At 59.9% G+C, this 18,190-nt stretch carries 18 protein-coding genes; 8 read left to right on the top strand and 10 right to left on the bottom strand.

The annotated features are described in order from the left end of the window. Positions 1 to 7 precede the first annotated feature (7 nt). The 4 genes from prfB to xerD all read right to left on the bottom strand — a co-directional run bounded on the left by prfB (position 8) and on the right by xerD (position 4,563). Positions 8 to 1,106, bottom strand: a protein-coding gene (gene prfB / locus KHQ24_RS16435) for a peptide chain release factor 2 (protein WP_095858446.1) whose coding sequence is annotated in 2 segments (ribosomal slippage) — positions 8 to 1,030 and positions 1,032 to 1,106 — 1,098 coding nt in all. Because the reading frame shifts where the segments join, the coding sequence is not laid out codon by codon here. Between the two features lie 85 nt (positions 1,107 to 1,191). Next, positions 1,192 to 2,925: a single-stranded-DNA-specific exonuclease RecJ gene (recJ, locus tag KHQ24_RS16430; RefSeq protein WP_004205327.1), complete on the bottom strand. Its 1,734-nt coding sequence runs from the start codon at positions 2,923 to 2,925 to the stop codon at positions 1,192 to 1,194. 5 nt (positions 2,926 to 2,930) lie between these two features. Next, on the bottom strand, positions 2,931 to 3,644 hold the full coding sequence (gene dsbC / locus KHQ24_RS16425; protein ID WP_004205326.1) for a bifunctional protein-disulfide isomerase/oxidoreductase DsbC: 714 nt from the start codon (positions 3,642 to 3,644) through the stop codon (positions 2,931 to 2,933). 22 nt (positions 3,645 to 3,666) lie between these two features. Continuing rightward, positions 3,667 to 4,563, bottom strand: coding sequence for a site-specific tyrosine recombinase XerD (gene xerD / locus KHQ24_RS16420; RefSeq protein ID WP_004144729.1), 897 nt, complete (start codon positions 4,561 to 4,563; stop codon positions 3,667 to 3,669). Between the two features lie 100 nt (positions 4,564 to 4,663). Here xerD and fldB point away from each other — a divergent pair, with 100 nt between their 5' ends. Then, the gene (gene fldB, locus KHQ24_RS16415) at positions 4,664 to 5,185 is read left to right on the top strand and encodes a flavodoxin FldB (RefSeq protein ID WP_004205324.1); all 522 of its coding nucleotides are present in this window, start codon (positions 4,664 to 4,666) and stop codon (positions 5,183 to 5,185) included. 6 nt (positions 5,186 to 5,191) lie between these two features. Here the strand turns inward: fldB and KHQ24_RS16410 are convergent, their stop codons facing one another. Continuing rightward, positions 5,192 to 5,602, bottom strand: coding sequence for a protein YgfX (locus tag KHQ24_RS16410; RefSeq protein ID WP_004205323.1), 411 nt, complete (start codon positions 5,600 to 5,602; stop codon positions 5,192 to 5,194). Next, complete coding sequence (gene sdhE / locus KHQ24_RS16405) at positions 5,583 to 5,849, bottom strand: FAD assembly factor SdhE (RefSeq protein WP_002916312.1); 267 nt, start codon at positions 5,847 to 5,849, stop codon at positions 5,583 to 5,585. Before sdhE ends, KHQ24_RS16410 begins: the two co-directional genes overlap by 20 nt. Positions 5,850 to 6,094: 245 nt before the next feature. Between sdhE and ygfZ the strand changes: the two genes are divergently transcribed. Continuing rightward, a complete protein-coding gene (gene ygfZ / locus KHQ24_RS16400) occupies positions 6,095 to 7,078 on the top strand; it encodes a tRNA-modifying protein YgfZ (protein ID WP_017899798.1) in 984 nt (327 codons plus the stop codon). 98 nt (positions 7,079 to 7,176) lie between these two features. Here the strand turns inward: ygfZ and trhA are convergent, their stop codons facing one another. Together trhA and yqfB are read right to left on the bottom strand one after the other, a co-directional pair. Next, complete coding sequence (gene trhA / locus KHQ24_RS16395; protein WP_004205319.1) at positions 7,177 to 7,836, bottom strand: PAQR family membrane homeostasis protein TrhA; 660 nt, start codon at positions 7,834 to 7,836, stop codon at positions 7,177 to 7,179. A gap of 162 nt (positions 7,837 to 7,998) precedes the next feature. Beyond that, positions 7,999 to 8,310, bottom strand: a complete 312-nt coding sequence (gene yqfB / locus KHQ24_RS16390) for a N(4)-acetylcytidine aminohydrolase (protein WP_004205318.1) — start codon at positions 8,308 to 8,310, stop codon at positions 7,999 to 8,001. 49 nt (positions 8,311 to 8,359) lie between these two features. On the opposite strand from yqfB, the gene KHQ24_RS16385 reads away from it, so the two are divergent. The 6 genes from KHQ24_RS16385 to KHQ24_RS16360 all read left to right on the top strand — a co-directional run bounded on the left by KHQ24_RS16385 (position 8,360) and on the right by KHQ24_RS16360 (position 14,289). Further along, complete coding sequence (locus KHQ24_RS16385) at positions 8,360 to 9,088, top strand: MurR/RpiR family transcriptional regulator (RefSeq protein ID WP_004205316.1); 729 nt, start codon at positions 8,360 to 8,362, stop codon at positions 9,086 to 9,088. A 118-nt stretch (positions 9,089 to 9,206) separates the two neighbouring features. Next, a complete protein-coding gene (gene bglA / locus KHQ24_RS16380) occupies positions 9,207 to 10,640 on the top strand; it encodes a 6-phospho-beta-glucosidase BglA (RefSeq protein WP_004205314.1) in 1,434 nt (477 codons plus the stop codon). Positions 10,641 to 10,764: 124 nt separating this feature from the next. Further along, positions 10,765 to 11,124, top strand: a complete 360-nt coding sequence (locus KHQ24_RS16375; protein ID WP_017899797.1) for a hypothetical protein — start codon at positions 10,765 to 10,767, stop codon at positions 11,122 to 11,124. A gap of 49 nt (positions 11,125 to 11,173) precedes the next feature. Beyond that, complete coding sequence (locus KHQ24_RS16370; protein WP_211777359.1) at positions 11,174 to 13,183, top strand: protein-disulfide reductase DsbD family protein; 2,010 nt, start codon at positions 11,174 to 11,176, stop codon at positions 13,181 to 13,183. 1 nt (position 13,184) lies between these two features. Beyond that, positions 13,185 to 13,796, top strand: coding sequence for a DsbA family protein (locus tag KHQ24_RS16365; RefSeq protein ID WP_119620954.1), 612 nt, complete (start codon positions 13,185 to 13,187; stop codon positions 13,794 to 13,796). After that, on the top strand, positions 13,786 to 14,289 hold the full coding sequence (locus KHQ24_RS16360) for a protein disulfide oxidoreductase (protein ID WP_004205308.1): 504 nt from the start codon (positions 13,786 to 13,788) through the stop codon (positions 14,287 to 14,289). The genes KHQ24_RS16365 and KHQ24_RS16360 overlap by 11 nt, the downstream gene beginning before the upstream one ends. 194 nt (positions 14,290 to 14,483) lie before the next feature. Here KHQ24_RS16360 and KHQ24_RS16355 read toward each other — a convergent pair whose 3' ends face one another. Together KHQ24_RS16355 and gcvP are read right to left on the bottom strand one after the other, a co-directional pair. Beyond that, positions 14,484 to 15,227 carry an SDR family oxidoreductase gene (locus KHQ24_RS16355; protein WP_004205307.1) on the bottom strand — a complete coding sequence of 248 codons (744 nt, stop codon included), beginning with the start codon at positions 15,225 to 15,227 and terminating at the stop codon, positions 14,484 to 14,486. A 61-nt stretch (positions 15,228 to 15,288) separates the two neighbouring features. Next, a complete protein-coding gene (gcvP, locus tag KHQ24_RS16350) occupies positions 15,289 to 18,162 on the bottom strand; it encodes an aminomethyl-transferring glycine dehydrogenase (RefSeq protein WP_048295577.1) in 2,874 nt (957 codons plus the stop codon). Positions 18,163 to 18,190 lie beyond the last annotated feature (28 nt).

Here is an 18,190-nt window from a genome sequence, read left to right as displayed (position 1 = left end):
TGGTTCCTCATAACCCTGCTTTCAAACTTGCTTCGATAAATTGGTCCAGGCTGCCGTCGAGCACCGCCTGAGTGTTGCGGGTTTCCACCCCGGTACGCAGATCTTTAATACGCGAGTCATCCAACACGTAAGAGCGGATCTGGCTGCCCCAGCCGATATCGGACTTGTTGTCTTCCATCGCCTGCTTCTCGGCATTTTTCTTCTGCATCTCCAGCTCATAAAGCTTCGCTTTCATCTGCTTCATGGCCTGGTCTTTGTTTTTGTGCTGCGAACGGTCGTTCTGGCACTGCGTTACCAACCCGGTCGGGATGTGGGTAATACGCACCGCGGATTCTGTACGGTTAACGTGCTGCCCACCGGCGCCGGAGGCGCGGTATACGTCAATGCGCAGGTCGGCCGGGTTAATTTCGATATCGATATCGTCTTCGACTTCCGGGTAAACGAACGCGGAGCTGAAGGAGGTATGTCGGCGGCCGCCGGAATCGAACGGGCTCTTACGCACCAGACGATGAACGCCGGTTTCGGTACGCAGCCAGCCGTAGGCGTAATCACCAATGATCTTGATGGTCACGGATTTAATCCCTGCGACTTCACCTTCGGATTCTTCGATGATTTCGGTCTTAAAGCCGCGCGCTTCCGCCCAGCGCAGGTACATGCGCATCAGCATGCTGGCCCAGTCCTGGGCTTCGGTGCCGCCGGAACCGGCCTGAATATCAAGGTAGCAATCGGCGCTGTCGTATTCGCCGGAGAACATGCGGCGGAACTCAAGCTGCGCCAGCTTCTCTTCCAGCGTATCCAGCTCGGCGACGGCTTCGTTGAAGGTCTCTTCGTCGTCCGCTTCCACGGCCAGATCCAGCAGGCCGGCAACGTCTTCCAGCCCCTGGGACATCTGATCCAGGGTATCTACGATGGCTTCCAGGGAAGAACGCTCTTTACCCAGCGCCTGAGCGCGTTCAGGTTCGTTCCAGACGTCCGGCTGTTCCAGCTCGGCGTTTACTTCTTCGAGACGCTCTTTCTTGGCATCGTAGTCAAAGATACCCCCTAAGAACGTCGGAGCGCTCCGTGAGGTCCTGAATGCGGTTTTTTACCGGATTTATTTCAAACATGGTCGGTTTCTTTTAATGGATTTGTCAAAATGCGGTGATAAGAGCGGAATTCTACCGGATTCGCGCCCTTATTCATACACTGTTGTCAATTTGGCCAGAGGTGATCGATGATCAGCTGCAGGCTGCGGTTGCCGCGGAACTCATTGATGTCGAGCTTGTAGGCTAACTGGACTTCGCGCACGCCGTTGTCGGGCCAGATGGAAGTATCCACGTTGAAGGCGATACCGTCCAGCAGGGGGCCGCCGTCAACTGGCTCGACCATCACCTTCAGGTGACGCTCGCCCACTAGCCGCTGCTGCAGCAGACGGAAACGGCCGTCAAAGAGTGGTTCCGGGAACATCTGTCCCCACGGCCCGGCGTCGCGCAGCATCTGCGCTACTTCCATGCTCATCTCCGCCGCCGTCAGCGGGCCGTCGGAGACCACCTCGCCCTGCAACAGCGCGGGATCCAGCCACTCGGTCACCAGCTCGCCGAAGCGCTGCTGAAACTCCTCAAAGCGCGCCTCTTCCAGCGATAATCCTGCCGCCATCGCGTGGCCGCCGAACTTCAGGATCAGCCCCGGATAGAGCGTATCAAGGCGCTCCAGCGCATCGCGCATATGCAGCCCCTGAATGGAGCGGCCGGAGCCTTTCAGCGTGCCGTCGCCGGTGGGCGCAAAGGCGATCACCGGCCGGTGGAAACGTTCCTTAATTCGCGAGGCGAGGATGCCGACCACCCCCTGGTGCCACTGCGGATGGTACATCGCCAGCCCGCCGGGCAGGGTGTCGCTACTGCGTTCCAGCTGTTGACACAGGGTCAACGCTTCCGCCTGCATCCCCTGCTCGATCTCTTTGCGCGTCTGGTTGAGCGCGTCAAGCTCGTTGGCTAACACGCGCGCTTCGCCGATGTTATCGCACAGCAGCAGCGCGACGCCGACCGACATGTCGTCCAGCCGTCCCGCCGCGTTCAGGCGCGGCCCGAGGGCGAAACCGAGGTCGCTGGCCGCCAGCTTTTGCGGATCGCGGTTGGCAATCTCCAGCAGCGCCTTAATGCCGGGCCGGCACTTACCGGCGCGAATGCGGCTTAACCCCTGCCAGGTGAGAATACGGTTGTTAGCATCCAGCGGCACGACGTCGGCAACGGTGCCAAGCGCCACCAAATCCAGCAGCTCGGCAAGGTTCGGCGCGGCGATGCCGCGGGCGTCGAACCAGCCGTTATCACGCAGAAAGGTGCGCAGCGCCAGCATCAGATAGAACGCCACCCCCACCCCGGCCAGCGATTTCGATGGGAAGTCGCAATCGCGCAGGTTAGGGTTAACGATGGCCTCCGCCGCCGGCAGCGTCTCCCCCGGCAGGTGGTGATCGGTCACCAGCACCGGGATCCCCAGGGCATGGGCATGATCGACGCCGGCATGGGACGAGATCCCATTGTCGACGGTCATGATCATCTGCGCGCCGCGGGCGTGAGCCTGATCGACCACTTCCGGGCTTAAGCCGTAGCCGTCTTCAAAACGGTTCGGCACCAGGTAGGAGACGTTGCCGTAGCCCAGCGCGCGCAGGGCCAGCACGCTGAGCGCGGTGCTGGTGGCGCCGTCGGCGTCAAAATCGCCGACCACGACAATGTGCAGCCCTTTCTGGAATGCGTCGTGCAGCATCCCGACCGCTTTTTCAACGCCGGTGAGCTGTGTCCAGGGGAGCATGCCTTTGACGCTGCGCTCCAGCTCCTGGGCGCTGCGCACCCCGCGGCTGGCATACAGCCGCTGCAGCAGCGGCGGCAGATCGGCGGGTAAATCGACGCCGTCAACCGCCTCGCGGCGGCGTAGTTGTATCTGTTGTTTCACGCGAATCAGTTACCGCTTGTCTGTTTTTTATGCTCGTCGAGGAACGCCTTCAGCTCTTTCGGCCCCTGATAGCCCGGCAGCACCATGCCGTTGCTGAGGACCATCGCCGGGGTGCCGTTGACGCCCATTTGCACGCCGAGGGTGTAATGTTTGGCGATATCCACGCTGCAGCTCGCCGGCTGCACGCCCTTGCCGTTCATGGCGTCATCCAGCGCTTGGTTGCGATCTTTCGCGCACCAGATGGCCTTCATGTCCTGCTCCGCCTGGCTCTGCAGTCCCTGGCGCGGGAAGGCCAGGTAGCGCACGGTGATCCCCAGCGCGTTGTAGTCGCTCATCTGCTCATGCAGCTTGTGGCAATAACCGCAGGTGATGTCGGTGAAGACGGTAATGACGTGTTGCTCCTTCGGCGCTTTGTAGACAATCATTTCGTTGCTCAGCGCGTTCAGCTTCCCCAGCAGCAGCTGGTTAGTGACGTTGACCGGCTGCGCGCCGCTCACGTCGTACATCGGCCCCTGGATGATGTGCTTGCCATCGTCGGTGACATACAGCACGCCGCTGTCGGTCAGCACCGTGCTCATCCCGGAAACCGGCGACGGTTGAATATCGGTGCTCTGTACACCCAGCTTCGCCAGCGACTGTTTAATTGCCGCGCTATCGGCATGCGCCGCCCCGGAAAGGGAAGCCGCCAGCAGGGTGAACATCAATAAACCTTTTTTCATACTCAGTCCTTTTATTCAGCACTCACGCCCGCGGGTGGTGCTGTTGATGAAGTTGTCGCAGACGCTCGGTCGCCACGTGGGTGTAAATCTGCGTGGTGGAGAGATCGCTGTGTCCTAACAGCATCTGCACCACACGCAGGTCGGCGCCATGATTGAGCAAATGCGTGGCGAACGCATGGCGCAACACGTGCGGGGAGAGCTTTTCGCTGTCGATCCCCGCCAGCACGGCATAGTGTTTAATCCGGTGCCAGAAGGTCTGGCGCGTCATCTGCTGGGCGCGCTGACTGGGAAATAAGACATCCGACGCCACGCCGTTCAGCAGCCAGGGGCGACCATACTCGAGGTAATTTTCCACCCACAGTACCGCCTCTTCCCCCAGCGGCACCAGCCGCTCTTTGTTGCCTTTCCCCACCACCCGCAGCACGCCCTGTCGCAGGCTGATGTCGCTCATCGTCAGCCCCACCAGCTCCGAAACGCGCAGGCCGGTGGCATACAGCACCTCCAGCATCGCTTTATCGCGCAATTCCAGCGGCTGCTCCACCAGCGGGGCCTGCAGCAGACGCTCAACCTGCGCCTCACTGAGATCCTTCGGCAGCCGCTGCGGCAGCTTTGGCGAGGCCAGCAGCGCGCTGGGGTCGTCCGGGCGAATTTTTTCCCGGTACAGATGCTGGAAGAAGCGACGCACAGCGCTCAGCAGGCGCGCGGTGCTGGTGGCTTTATAGCCGCCGGACTGCCGCTCGGCCAGCAGCGCCTGCAGGTCGTCGCTGCCGACGCTTGCCAGCGACAGACCGCGATGGTGCAGCCACTCCACGAGCATCGTCAAATCACGACGATAGGCGCTGAGCGTATTCTCCGCCAGGTTGCGCTCCAGCCAAAGGGCATCGAGAAACTGTTCGATTAGTGCCAGATCCTGTTTCACATCGGCCTCTTTGTTCGTTAAACGCTCTCATTATGCCTTAAGAGGACGCCTTTCTGGTACACTGCCCGCCATTCACGGCAAGAATCGAGATGTTTACGCGATGAATATAGGTCTGTTTTACGGCTCCAGTACCTGCTATACCGAAATGGCCGCGGAGAAAATCCGCGATATCATCGGCCCCGAGCTGGTGACGCTGCACAATCTGAAAGATGACTCCCCCGCGCTGATGAGCCAGTACGACGTACTGATCCTCGGCATCCCGACCTGGGATTTCGGCGAAATTCAGGAAGACTGGGAAGCGGTCTGGGACCAGCTGGACACCCTGGACCTGGAGGGCAAAATCGTCGCGCTCTACGGCATGGGCGATCAGTTGGGCTACGGCGAATGGTTCCTTGACGCGCTGGGCATGCTGCATGACAAGCTGGCGACCAAAGGCGTGAAGTTTGTCGGCTACTGGCCAACCGAAGGCTATGAGTTCACCAGCCCGAAACCGGTGATCGCGGATGGCCAACTGTTCGTTGGCCTGGCGCTGGATGAAACCAACCAGTACGACCTGAGCGACGAGCGCATCCAGAGCTGGTGCGAGCAGATCCTCGGCGAAATGGCCGAACACTTTTCCTGACGCGGCTTACTCCTGCGCCGGTTTTTGCAGCACCAGCCGGCGCAGGTCCCGCCACTCTCCGGCATCCATGCTGTCCGCCGCCAGCCACAGATGCTGACCGCGTCGGGTATCGACATGGCGCAAACGCAGCAGCATTCCGCTGTTGATGACCCACGGCGTCCCGAGGATCTCCCAGTCGGCGTTTTGCCAGCGCAGCCGGGAATCGGTGAGCAGTTTTATCTCCCCGCGACGGGCATGGATCCGTCGCTGGCTGCGCACACAGTCAAAGACCACCAGCGACAGCAGCAGCAGCCAGATCGGGGTGTAGCTTAACGGCCAGGGAACCAGCAGCACCAGCGCCGCCACAACGCCGTGGAGCAGCAGAGAAAACCACTGCGCGCGCCAGGAGATACGGAGATCAGATTGCCACAGGACCACGTTCCCGATTCCGTGTCTGAATTAAGGTTACCATCCGCTGCAGCTCCGCATCGGCCGGTTTGCCATGGTTCATCAGCCAGTTGAATAGATCCGGATCGTCATTTTCCAGCAGGCGAATGAACAGCTGTTTGTCAGCGTCGCTGAGGGTATCGTACTCATACTCAAAGAACGGCATGATGGAGATGTCGAGTTCGCGCATCCCGCGGCGGCATGCCCAGTGGATACGAGCTTTATTGTTAATGTCCATGTTGACCTTCCAGCAGCAAAATATTGGTTAGTTTAACCCGTTTTCTGCCGTAACTTTACAGGAATATCGCTGAATGCGAGCATCCTTCCATAAAAACCATAAAATAATGATGGGCTTATTGTTTTCCCACGCCGGGCCTTCACCAAACGTCAGCGCACAAATGGCCTGTTGAAAGCACTTGCAATGCACTATAGCTCTTTTACCATTGGTCACACACACTGCGTTAAGCGATTCAGGATATGACTATGGCTTTTACACCTTTTCCTCCGCGTCAGCCTTCCTCTTCCGCTCGTCTGCCGTTAACGCTGATGACCCTGGATGACTGGGCGCTGGCGACGATTAGCGGGCCAGACAGCGAAAAATACCTGCAGGGGCAGATTACCGCCGATGTGAGCAGTCTCACCGATGCTCAGCATCTGCTTGCCGCCCACTGTGACGCCAAAGGCAAGATGTGGAGCAACCTGCGCGTATTCCGTCGCGACGGCGGCTTCGCGTGGATTGAACGCCGCAGCCTGCGCGACGCGCAGCTGACCGAGCTGAAAAAATATGCCGTCTTCTCCAAAGTCACCATCGCCGCCAACGACGATCTGGTTCTGCTGGGGGTGGCCGGCTTCCAGGCGCGCGCCGCGCTGGCGCCGCTGTTCGCCGCTCTGCCCGACGCCGCCACTCCGGTGGTCAGCGAAGGCGCCACCAGCCTGCTGTGGTTTGAGCACCCGGGCGAGCGCTTCCTGCTGGTGACCGATGTCGACACCGCCAACCGCGTCACCGACGCGTTGCGCGGCGAAGCGCAGCTCAACAACAGCCAGCAGTGGCTGGCGCTGAATATTGAAGCCGGTCTGCCGGTTATCGACAGCGCCAACAGCGGGCAGTTCATTCCGCAGGCCACCAACCTGCAGGCGCTGGGCGGCATCAGCTTCAAAAAAGGCTGCTACACCGGTCAGGAGATGGTGGCGCGGGCGAAATTCCGCGGCGCCAATAAGCGCGCGCTGTGGACGCTGTCAGGTACCGCCAGCCGGGTGCCGGAAGCCGGGGAAGACCTGGAGCTGAAGATGGGCGACAACTGGCGCCGCACCGGTACGGTGCTGGCAGCCGTACAGTTGGATGACGGAAGCCTGATGGTCCAGGTAGTGATGAATAATGACATGGAACCGGACAGCGTGTTCCGCGTGCGCGACGATGCCGGCAGTCTGAGCATCAAACCATTGCCGTATTCGCTGGAAGAAGATTAAGGAAAAGTTCCCGGCTTGCGGCGCTTGCGCCTTAGCCGGGCTACCCGGCCGCAGAGTATCGTAGCCACGGTAAGCGCAGCGCCACCGTGGGATGTTTATCAGGACTGGCCGATGTAAAGATAAATCGCCAGGAAGTGACACACGCTGCCGCCGAGCACGAAGCCGTGCCAGATAGCGTGGTTATAGGGAATACGTTTGCAGACGTAGAAGATGACCCCCAGTGAGTACACCACCCCGCCAACCGCCAGCAGCGTTACGCCACCCACCGCCAGCTTCACCGCCAGCTGATAGACCACAATAAGCGACAGCCAGCCCATGGTCAGATAGGTCACCAGCGACAGAATTTTAAAGCGGTGCGCGATGGTCAGCTTAAACAGGATCCCCAGCAGCGCCAGGCTCCAGATGACGATCATCAGCCCCTTCGCCAGCGGCGAGTTCAGCCCCACCAGCAAAAACGGCGTATAGGTCCCGGCGATTAACAAGTAGATAGCGCAGTGGTCGAATTTCTTCAGCCACTGTTTCGCCCGCTGATGCGGGATCGCGTGATAGAGCGTGGAGGCGAGGAACAGCATAATCATGCTGCCGCCGTACAGGCTGTAGCTGGTGATCGCCGTCGCGCTGGCGTTGGTGTCCACCGCCTGCACCAGCAATAGCACGAGCCCGACGATACCGAACACCAGCCCGATCCCGTGGCTGATGCTGTTGGCAACTTCCTCTGCCAGAGAATATCCCTGAGTGATTAATGGTTTGCGCACCATATTGGACTCCTGAAAACAAGAACGCTTTCATTGCTCACTTAGGGTAACTGAGAATGATTCCAGTGAACACCTGTTAGCTAAAATAAAAAGATGTATATTTGTAAATACATTAAAATCAAAAGGTTAAATTTTTATTTCAACTCACAGCTGTTCCTGCTTACCTTAAAGCGTTTTGAATTCAATGACATAAAACTGGCTCTCGCCAGGATAGATGTCGCTGATGACCTGCCGCAGCTGCCCCAGGGTCATATTCTCCTGTTGAGCATGCTGTTCAGTCAGCGTATCGAGGGTCACTGTCGAGGTCGCGGTCACGGCGATGGTGCAAAAATAGCCGTCGTCTTCATAGCGCCCAACGCGCAGCACATCGCCGACCTTAAAGTGCGACTCCGCCGCATCGCGAATAGTAATGGTTTTGCGCCCGGCGAGGATGTCGTTCTGAAAACGCTGAAAAAAGGTAATGTCATTGGCCTGCATGATATAATTCCGTCCTGGTCATTATGAATTGTGAGTTCGCCCTGTGAGTATGTTCTCCCACGCCGCTGTCGCCAGTCTCAATAATCTTGAGATGATGGTCTACCACTACGTCATAAAGAATCGCGACAAAGTGATGTACATGACCATCCGCGAACTGGCCGAAGCCGCCGGCGTCTCCACCACCACCGTGTTGCGCTTCTGCCGCAAACTGCAGTGCGAGGGCTACTCTGAATTTCGCGTACGTTTTAAATTATATCTTGAGCAGAACGAGCCTCAACAGGCAAATATCGGCGCCAGTGAAATCATGAGCTTTTTTAAAAGCGTTAATAATGACGAGTTCGATGGGTTACTAGACCAGGCCGTCGATATTATTCTCGCCTCAGAACGTATTATTTTTGTCGGCGCGGGCACCTCGGGCGCGCTGGCGAAATACGGCGCCCGTTTCTTCTCCAACGTCGGGAAATTTAGCAACCATATTGACGACCCCTATTTTCCGGTGACCAACGATATGGCCCGCAACGCGCTGGCGATCGTGCTTTCCGTCTCCGGCGAAACAGAAGAGATCCTGCGTTTCGCCAGCCAGTTCAGCCTGCATCATTGCAAGGTGATGTCGATTACCAGTCACGAGCATTCGCGGCTGGCCAAACTGGCCGATTTCAATCTCTCCTGGCACGTCCCGCAGACCCGCATTGGCGGCGTCTACGATATTACCACGCAAATTCCAGTGATCTATATTCTCGAATCGCTCGGGCGTAAATTAGCGCGCAAAATCAGCTAAAAATAACAGCCTGTTTTTTTGATGTAACATATTACCTTTGGAGAAATTTGTTATATCGTGACATTCAATTTCACTTTGCTAGACTCGAGCGCAATAGTTATTAGAGAGATTAGCCAGGATGAAAAAATTAACCCTTCCGAAAGATTTTTTATGGGGCGGCGCGGTTGCCGCGCATCAGGTTGAAGGCGGCTGGGATCAGGGCGGCAAAGGCCCCAGCATCTGCGACGTGCTGACCGGCGGGGCGCACGGCGTGCCGCGTGAAATCACCCACCAGGTGGAAGCCGGCAAATATTACCCCAACCACCAAGCGGTCGATTTCTACGGCCGCTACAAAGAAGACATCAAACTGTTCGCCGAGATGGGCTTCAAATGCTTCCGCACCTCCATCGCCTGGACCCGCATCTTCCCGCAGGGTGACGAAACCCAGCCGAATGAAGAGGGACTGAAGTTCTACGACGACATGTTCGACGAGCTGCTGAAATACAACATCGAGCCGGTGATCACCCTCTCCCACTTCGAGATGCCCCTGCACCTGGTGCAGCAGTACGGCGGCTGGACCAACCGCAAAGTGGTCGATTTCTTTGTGCGCTTTGCCGAAGTAGTTTTCGAGCGCTATAAGCACAAAGTGAAATACTGGATGACCTTCAACGAGATCAACAACCAGCGCAACTGGCGCGCGCCGCTGTTCGGCTACTGCTGCTCCGGGGTGGTCTATACCGAGCATGACAATCCGGAAGAGACCATGTACCAGGTGCTGCACCATCAGTTCGTCGCCAGCGCGCTGGCGGTGAAAGCGGCGCGGCGCATCAACCCGGACATGCAGGTCGGCTGCATGCTGGCGATGGTCGCCCTCTACCCTTACTCCTGCAAACCGGAAGATGTCATGTTTGCCCAGGAGTCGATGCGCGAGCGCTACGTCTTTACCGACGTCCAACTGCGCGGTTACTACCCGAGCTATGTGCTGAATGAGTGGGAGCGCCGCGGCTTCAACATCAAGATGGAAGATGGCGATGCGCAGATCCTGCGCGAAGGCACTTGCGCTTACCTCGGCTTCAGCTACTACATGACCAACGCGGTGAAAGCCGAAGGCGGCACCGGCGACGCCATTTCCGGCTTCGAAGGCAGCGTGCCGAACCCGCACGTCAAAGCCTCCGACTGGGGCTGGCAGATTGACCCGGTCGGTCTGCGCTATTCCCTGTGTGAACTGTATGAGCGCTACCAGAAGCCGCTGTTTATCGTCGAGAACGGCTTTGGCGCCTACGATAAAGTCGAAGCCGACGGCAGCATCAACGATGACTACCGCATCGACTATCTGCGCGCCCACATCGAAGAGATGATCAAAGCGGTCACTTATGACGGCGTCGATCTGATGGGCTATACCCCATGGGGCTGCATCGACTGCGTCTCCTTCACTACCGGGCAGTACAGCAAACGCTACGGCTTCATCTACGTCAACAAACACGACGACGGCACCGGCGACATGTCCCGCTCGCGCAAGAAGAGCTTTAACTGGTACAAAGAAGTCATCGCCAGCAACGGCGAGAATCTGTAATTGACCGCCCTCTCCCGGCCGGGAGAGGGCAAATCGCTTATCTGCCAGACACTTCTTTACAGCTTTACCATTGCCAAAACGCGTTCGCCCGATAAGATAGGCCTCGTGAATATTTGAGGCGCTCATGATTAAGCGACAACGCAAAGCCATTCTTTTTGTCCTCCTGGCCTGTCTGGTGGTGCTGGTCTGCACCGCCCAGCGAATGGCCGGGATGCACGCGCTGGTCATGAACCTCACCGCCGACAGCCCGTCACTACAGCAAACCCAGGATAAAGCCGACGCGCCGGTCACGCCGTGCGAACTCAGCGCCAAGTCGCTGATGGCCGTCCCGCCGATGCTGTTTGAAGGGGCGCTGTTGGCTATCACCCTGCTGCTGGCGGTGCTGGCGGCGATCCCGCCGCGTATCGAGCGCCAGTGGCCTCCCCGCGTTATCTCCCCGCCCCGATTGCGGGTGCATCTGCGATTATGCGTCTTCCGTGAGTGACTGATTTTCCTGACAGTTCAGGTTAATTCATCATTTATGGAGCAAATTTATGTCTATGTTATTCAGGCGACTACTGGTCTGCCTGCTTTGGCTATGGCTGCCCGTCAGTCAGGCCGCCGACAGCGGCTGGCTACGCGCCGCCGACAATCAACACGCCAGCGTCCGCCTGCGGGCGCAAACCGAGAGCAATGGCGATACCCGCCTGCTTTTAGACGTGGCGCTGGAAAAGGGCTGGAAAACCTACTGGCGCTCGCCGGGGGAAGGCGGCATCGCGCCGGCTATCGCCTGGCGCACGCCGCTGGAGGTTGACTGGCGCTGGCCGACGCCGCAGCGCTTCGACGTCGCGGGCATTTCCACTCAGGGCTATCACGGTGACGTCAGCTTCCCGATGACGCTGCGCGGGAAGATACCGCCGACGCTCAGCGGCGTACTGACGTTATCCACCTGCAGCAATGTCTGCATTCTTACTGACTATCCCTTTTCGCTGGATATGACGGCCCCGCCAGGGGAGGGTTTTGGCTACGATTTCACCCGCGCGATGGGCACGCTGCCGCTGGGCGATGGTCTGACTTCGCAGCTGACCGCCAGCTACGTCAGCGGCAAACTGACGGTGACCGCTCGCCGCGATGCCGGCTGGCAGCAGCCAGCGCTGTTTATCGACAGCATGGAGGATGTCGATTTCGGCAAGCCGAGCTTTACCAGCCGCGGCGATACGCTGACCGCCACCATACCGGTCACCGATAGCTGGGGCGAAGCGGCACCGGATCTGCGCGGTAAAACCTTGTCGCTGGTGCTGGCGGATAGCGGCCAGGCGCAGGAAAGCCAGATCGCCATCAGCGCCGGCAGCGCCGCGCCGGAGCTGACGTTAGGCTGGGTGCTGCTGATGGCGTTGGCCGGGGGGCTTATCCTCAATGTGATGCCTTGCGTGCTGCCAGTGCTGGCCATGAAGCTCGGCTCGCTGGTGCAAACCGAACATCGCGAACGCGGCGCGGTACGCCGACAGTTCCTCGCCTCGGCGTGCGGGATCGTCGTCTCGTTCCTGGCGCTGGCGCTGATGATGACCGCGCTACGCCTGGGTAATCAGGCGCTCGGCTGGGGGATCCAGTTCCAGAGCCCGTGGTTTATCGGCGCGATGGCGCTGGTGATGATCCTGTTCAGCGCCAGTCTGCTGGGGCTGTTCGAAATCCGCCTCTCCTCCAGCGCCAGTACCTTCCTCGCCACCCGCGGCGGCAACGGCTTAATGGGCCATTTCTGGCAGGGCGCCTTCGCCACCCTGCTGGCGACCCCCTGCACCGCGCCGTTCCTTGGCACCGCCGTGTCGGTGGCGCTGGTGGCGCCTCTGCCGCTGCTGTGGGGCATTTTCTTCGCCATGGGGATCGGCATGAGCCTGCCGTGGCTGCTGATCGTTGCCTTGCCGGGGCTGGCGCAACGACTGCCACGTCCCGGCCGCTGGATGAATCATCTGCGCGTACTGCTGGGGCTAATGATGCTTGGTTCAGCGCTATGGCTGGTCAGCCTGCTGACGATCCACATCGGCCGTACGCCGGTGCTTACCCTGCTGGTAATTCTGGCCATCGCCCTGCTGCTGGCCACCGCCTGGCGCTACCGCTGGCGGACGGCGCTGCGCGCGGGCGCCCTGGCCATCGTGGTGGCGGGCGCCGTCGCCTTAGTCTCCCGATCTGACGGCGAGGGCCCGCGCCGCGACCGGGTTAACTGGCAGCCGCTCAGCGAGCAGGCTATCGCCAGCGCCCTGGCGGAACATAAGCGGGTGTTTATTGATGTCACCGCCGACTGGTGCGTGACCTGTAAAGCCAATAAATACAACGTGCTGCTGCGCGATGACGTCCAGCAGGCGCTGTTAGCGCCGGACGTGGTCGCCCTGCGCGGCGACTGGAGCCGACCCTCCGCCACGATTAGTCAGTTTTTAACCACTCGCGGCAGCGCTGCGGTGCCGTTTAACCAGATTTACGGACCGGGATTGCCGCAGGGAGAGATCCTGCCTGCGCTGTTAGATCGCGAACACCTTCTCGCCACCCTGTCCGTCGCCCAAGGAAAATAACATGAGAGCTATCACCGCCTTATTGCTGCTGTGCATATCCGCCTTCAGCTTCGCCGCCCCGGCGGAAGAACCACAAGCAAACGCTAATGACCAGCTGGCGCAGCTGCTGTTTAACGATCCGAACAGCCCGCGCACCGGCGCGAAAGCGCCAAAACTGACGATCGTCTCGTTTACCGATTACAACTGCCCTTACTGCAAACAGTTTGATCCGCTGCTGGAAAAAATCGTCCACGATAACCCGGACATTCAGCTGATCGTTAAGCTGCTGCCGTTCAAGGGGCAAAGTTCGGTCAATGCCGCCAAAGCGGCGCTATCGACCTGGCGCCAGCAGCCCGATAAGTTCTGGGCGCTGCATCAGCGGCTGATGGCGAAAAAAGGCTATCACGATGACGCCAGCATCGCCGCGGCGCAGAAGAAAACCGCCACCTATAGTGTAAATATCGATGACAAGACCATGGATTCGCTGAAGATGAACCTGATTTTGTCGCAGGTGCTGAATATTCAGGGCACCCCGGCGACCATCATCGGCGATCAGATGGTGGCCGGCGCGATCCCTGCTGATGAGCTGGAGGGGCTGGTGAAAGAGCAGCTGGCGAAAGCCCGTGGCCAGTAAAATCAGGCGCTGGCTGCGCGAGCTGGCGGTGTGGCTGCTGATTGGCGCGGCGGTGAGCCTGGCGGTGGATTATTTTCGCCAGCCCGCGCTGCCGCAAAACGTCAGCGCCACATCGCTGCACGCCCTCGACGGCAGGACGGTGGATCTGAACGCCATGAGCCAGCAAAAGCCGCTGCTGCTGTACGTTTGGGCCACCTGGTGCGGAGTTTGTCGCTACACCACGCCGTCGGTGGCATCGCTTGCCGCCGACGGCGGCAATGTGCTGACGGTGGCCCTGCGCTCCGGCGATAACGCCGCGCTGGAGACGTGGCTTGCCAGAAAGAAACTGACGCTGCCGACGGTAAATGACCCGAGCGGCCAGCTGGCGCGGCAGTGGGATATTCGGGTGACGCCAACGCTGGTGGTGATTTATCGAGGCGAGGTGAAGTCGGTTACCACCGGCTGGACCAGCAGTTGGGGAATGCGCCTGCGGCTGTGGCTGGCCTCCTGGTAGGCCGCCGGGTTACCCGGCTCGCGCTGCGCTTAGCCGGGCTACGGGTACTGAGGCTGTGGCCGGCCTCCTGTTAGACCGTCGGGCTTTAGCGGTTTTTATGCCGGGTGGCGGCTACGCCTTACCCGGCCTACCATTCGGCTTTGACCCCGTAGGGCCGGCAAGCGCAGCGCCGCCGGGCAATAGACATCTACGGGTTATTTCCCGCCCGCCAGTTCAAGGAAGCTACCCGTTACATACGACGCTTTGTCGCTCAGCAGCCAGGCAATGGCCTGAGCGACCTCTTCCGGCTGGCCGCCGCGCCGCATCGGTAGCGAACCTTTCACTCGATCCACGCGCCCCGGTTCACCGCCGGAGGCGTGCATTTCGGTATAAATCAGCCCCGGACGGACGCCGTTGACCCGGATCCCCTGCGCCGCCACCTCCAGCGCCAGCCCGGTGGTCAGGGTATCTACCGCCCCTTTCGACGCGGCATAGTCAACGTACTCCCCCGGCGCGCCAAGGCGCGACGCCGCCGACGACACGTTAACTATCGCCCCGCCCTTACCGCCATGCCGATGCGCCATGCGCTTGACCGCCTCGCGGCAGCAGAGGAAATAGCCGGTGACGTTGGTCGCCAGCACGCGGTTAATGCGCTCGGCGCTCAGGCTCTCCACCGTACACTGGGTAAAGAGGATCCCGGCGTTGTTGACCAGCGCCGTCAGCGGCTCGCCCATGCGGTCAATCGCCTCAAACATCGCCATCACCTGCGCTTCATCGCTGATGTCCGCCCGCAGCGCCGTGGCTTTGCCGCCAGACGCCAAAATGGTATTCACCACCTCGGTGGCGGCGTTAATGTTGTGATGGTAATTGACCGCCACGGTATACCCTTCCTGCGCCAGCAGCAGCGCCGTCGCCCGGCCTATTCCGCGGCTCGCGCCGCTTATCAGAGCGATTCCCATACCTTCCCTCCAAAAAATAAAGGCGCCGCAGCGCCTTTAAAAGTTTAGCTAAAACGCAAACTTACTGGTATTCGCTCATCGGTACGCAGGAGCAGAACAGGTTGCGGTCGCCGTAGACATCATCCAGACGTTTCACCGTCGGCCAGTACTTGTTGTGCAACCCAGCCGGGAATACCGCCAGCTCGCGGCTGTACGGATGGTTCCACTCGCCCACCAGCTCGCCCTGGGTGTGCGGTGCGTTCACCAGCGGGTTGTCTTCCAGCGGCCATTCACCGGCTTTGACGCGGTCGATTTCAGCGCGGATCGCCAGCATCGCGTCGATAAAGCGGTCCAGCTCCACTTTGCTTTCCGATTCCGTCGGCTCAACCATCAGCGTACCCGCTACCGGGAAGGACATGGTTGGCGCATGGAAGCCAAAGTCGATCAGACGCTTGGCGATATCCAGTTCGCTAATGCCGGTCTCTTCTTTCAGCGGACGAATATCGAGAATACATTCGTGCGCCACGCGACCATCGCGACCGGTGTAGAGCACCGGGTAGGCGTCTTTCAGACGGGTAGCGATGTAGTTGGCGTTAAGGATCGCGTTCTGGCTCGCCTGCTTCAGCCCTTCCGCGCCCATCATGCGAATATACATCCAGCTGATCGGCAGGATGGACGCGCTGCCGAACGGCGCGGCGGAAACCGCGCCCTGACGGGTCAACATCCCTTCAATCTGCACCACGCTGTGACCCGGCACGAACGGCGCCAGGTGCGCTTTCACGCCGATTGGGCCCATACCCGGGCCGCCGCCGCCGTGCGGAATGCAGAACGTTTTATGCAGGTTGAGGTGCGAAACGTCGGCGCCGATATAGCCCGGAGAGGTGATCCCGACCTGGGCGTTCATGTTAGCGCCGTCAAGGTAAACCTGGCCGCCGAACTGGTGCACGATCTCGCACACTTCGCGAATGGTCTCTTCATATACGCCGTGGGTCGACGGATAGGTGACCATGATGCAGGAGAGATTCGCCCCCGCCTGCTCTGCTTTTTCACGCAGGTCAGCGAGATCGATATTGCCGTTTTTGTCGCACGCAACCACCACCACCTGCATACCCGCCATCTGCGCGGAAGCCGGGTTGGTGCCGTGCGCGGAGCTTGGGATCAGGCAGATATCGCGATGGCCTTCGTTGCGGCTCTCGTGATAGTGGCGAATCGCCAGCAGGCCAGCATATTCGCCCTGCGCGCCGGAGTTCGGCTGCATGCAGACGGCGTCATAGCCGGTCAGTTTCACCAGCCAGTCGGAGAGCTGGGCGATCATCTGGTGATACCCTTCCGCCTGCTCGACCGGGCAGAACGGGTGCAGCTCAGCGAATTCCGGCCAGGTGATCGGGATCATCTCCGCCGCGGCGTTCAGCTTCATGGTGCAGGAACCCAGCGGGATCATCGCCTGGTTCAGCGCCAGATCTTTACGCTCCAGGGCGTGCATGTAGCGCATCATCTCGGTCTCGCTGTGGTAGCGGTTGAACACCGGATGGGTGAGGATCGCATCGTCGCGCAGCATCGCCGCCGGGATGGAACGGCTGTCCAGCGCCACGTCTTTATCCAGGGTATCAATGTCCAGACCATGATCGTCGCCGACGATGGCGCGGAACAGGTTGAGCACGTCTTCGCGGGTGGTTGCTTCGTCGAGCGTAATGCCCACCGCGCCGTGAATATCGCTGCGCAGGTTAATCTGCAGGGCTTCGGCACGCGCCAGCACCGCGGCTTTATCCGCCACTTCCACGCACAGGGTGTCGAAGTAGTGCGCATGGCGCAGCTTCAGCCCTTTCTTCTGCAGGCCGTCGGCCAGAATGTCGGTCAGGCGATGAATGCGGCCTGCGATACGTTTCAGACCCGCCGGGCCGTGGAAAACCGCGTACAAGCTGGCGATGTTGGCCAGCAGCACCTGCGAGGTACAAATGTTGGAGTTCGCTTTCTCGCGGCGGATGTGCTGTTCGCGAGTCTGCATCGCCATGCGCAGCGCGGTGTTACCCGCCGCATCTTTCGATACGCCGATAATCCGGCCCGGCATGGAGCGTTTGAATTCATCTTTCGCCGCGAAGAAGGCCGCGTGCGGGCCGCCGTAGCCCATCGGCACGCCGAAGCGTTGGGCGGAGCCGAAGACGATATCCGCGCCCTGCTTGCCCGGCGCCGTCAGCAGCACCAGCGCCATAAAGTCGGCGGCGACGCTGACTATCACTTTGCGCGCTTTCAGCTCGGCGATCAGTTTGCTGTAATCGTGGATTTCCCCGGTGGTGCCCACCTGCTGCAGCAGCACACCGAAGACATCCTGGTGATCGAGCACTTTGTCGGCGTCATCGACGATCACGTCGAAGCCGAAGGTTTCCGCACGGGTGCGCACCACGTCCAGGGTTTGCGGATGGACATCGGCGGCAACGAAGAAGCGGTTGGCGTTTTTCAGTTTGCTGACGCGTTTGGCCATCGCCATCGCTTCGGCGGCGGCGGTCGCTTCATCGAGCAGCGAAGCGGAAGCGATATCCAGCCCGGTGAGATCGAGAGTGACCTGCTGGAAGTTGAGCAGCGATTCCAGGCGGCCCTGGGAGACTTCCGGCTGGTAAGGGGTATAGGCGGTATACCAGCCCGGATTTTCCAGCATGTTGCGCTGAATAACCGGCGGCAGCTGCACGGCGGTGTAGCCCATGCCGATGTAAGACTTGAAGCGCTTGTTGCGACCGGCGATCGCCTTCAGCTCTGCCAGCGCGGCGAATTCGGTTGTCGCGTCGCCCACCTGCGGTGGGGTCGCCAGCTGGATATCCTGCGGCACAATCTGGCCGATCAGGGCGTTAAGCGAATCCGCGCCGACGGTCTTCAGCATCTCTTGCTGCTGCTGAGCGTCCGGGCCAATGTGACGTTCAATAAAGGCGTCGCGGTTTTCAAGCTGACTTAAAGTCTGAGTCATGAGCGATGGTTCCTGAAACGTGCGGTGA

It is taken from the genome of Klebsiella sp. 54 (assembly GCF_018223875.1).
GTDB classification, from domain to species: Bacteria; Pseudomonadota; Gammaproteobacteria; order Enterobacterales; family Enterobacteriaceae; genus Klebsiella; species Klebsiella quasipneumoniae.
This window is presented reverse-complemented; position numbering and strand designations above follow the sequence as displayed.

Coding starts and splice junctions, on each gene's coding strand:
- dsbC (WP_004205326.1), bottom strand. CDS start 3,644: ATGAAAAAAGGTTTATTGATGTTCACCCTGCTGGCGGCTTCCCTTTCC.
- fldB (WP_004205324.1), top strand. CDS start 4,664: ATGAATATAGGTCTGTTTTACGGCTCCAGTACCTGCTATACCGAAATG.
- sdhE (WP_002916312.1), bottom strand. CDS start 5,849: ATGGACATTAACAATAAAGCTCGTATCCACTGGGCATGCCGCCGCGGG.
- ygfZ (WP_017899798.1), top strand. CDS start 6,095: ATGGCTTTTACACCTTTTCCTCCGCGTCAGCCTTCCTCTTCCGCTCGT.
- trhA (WP_004205319.1), bottom strand. CDS start 7,836: ATGGTGCGCAAACCATTAATCACTCAGGGATATTCTCTGGCAGAGGAA.
- yqfB (WP_004205318.1), bottom strand. CDS start 8,310: ATGCAGGCCAATGACATTACCTTTTTTCAGCGTTTTCAGAACGACATC.
- KHQ24_RS16385 (WP_004205316.1), top strand. CDS start 8,360: ATGTTCTCCCACGCCGCTGTCGCCAGTCTCAATAATCTTGAGATGATG.
- bglA (WP_004205314.1), top strand. CDS start 9,207: ATGAAAAAATTAACCCTTCCGAAAGATTTTTTATGGGGCGGCGCGGTT.
- KHQ24_RS16375 (WP_017899797.1), top strand. CDS start 10,765: ATGATTAAGCGACAACGCAAAGCCATTCTTTTTGTCCTCCTGGCCTGT.
- KHQ24_RS16370 (WP_211777359.1), top strand. CDS start 11,174: ATGTCTATGTTATTCAGGCGACTACTGGTCTGCCTGCTTTGGCTATGG.
- KHQ24_RS16365 (WP_119620954.1), top strand. CDS start 13,185: ATGAGAGCTATCACCGCCTTATTGCTGCTGTGCATATCCGCCTTCAGC.
- KHQ24_RS16355 (WP_004205307.1), bottom strand. CDS start 15,227: ATGGGAATCGCTCTGATAAGCGGCGCGAGCCGCGGAATAGGCCGGGCG.
- gcvP (WP_048295577.1), bottom strand. CDS start 18,162: ATGACTCAGACTTTAAGTCAGCTTGAAAACCGCGACGCCTTTATTGAA.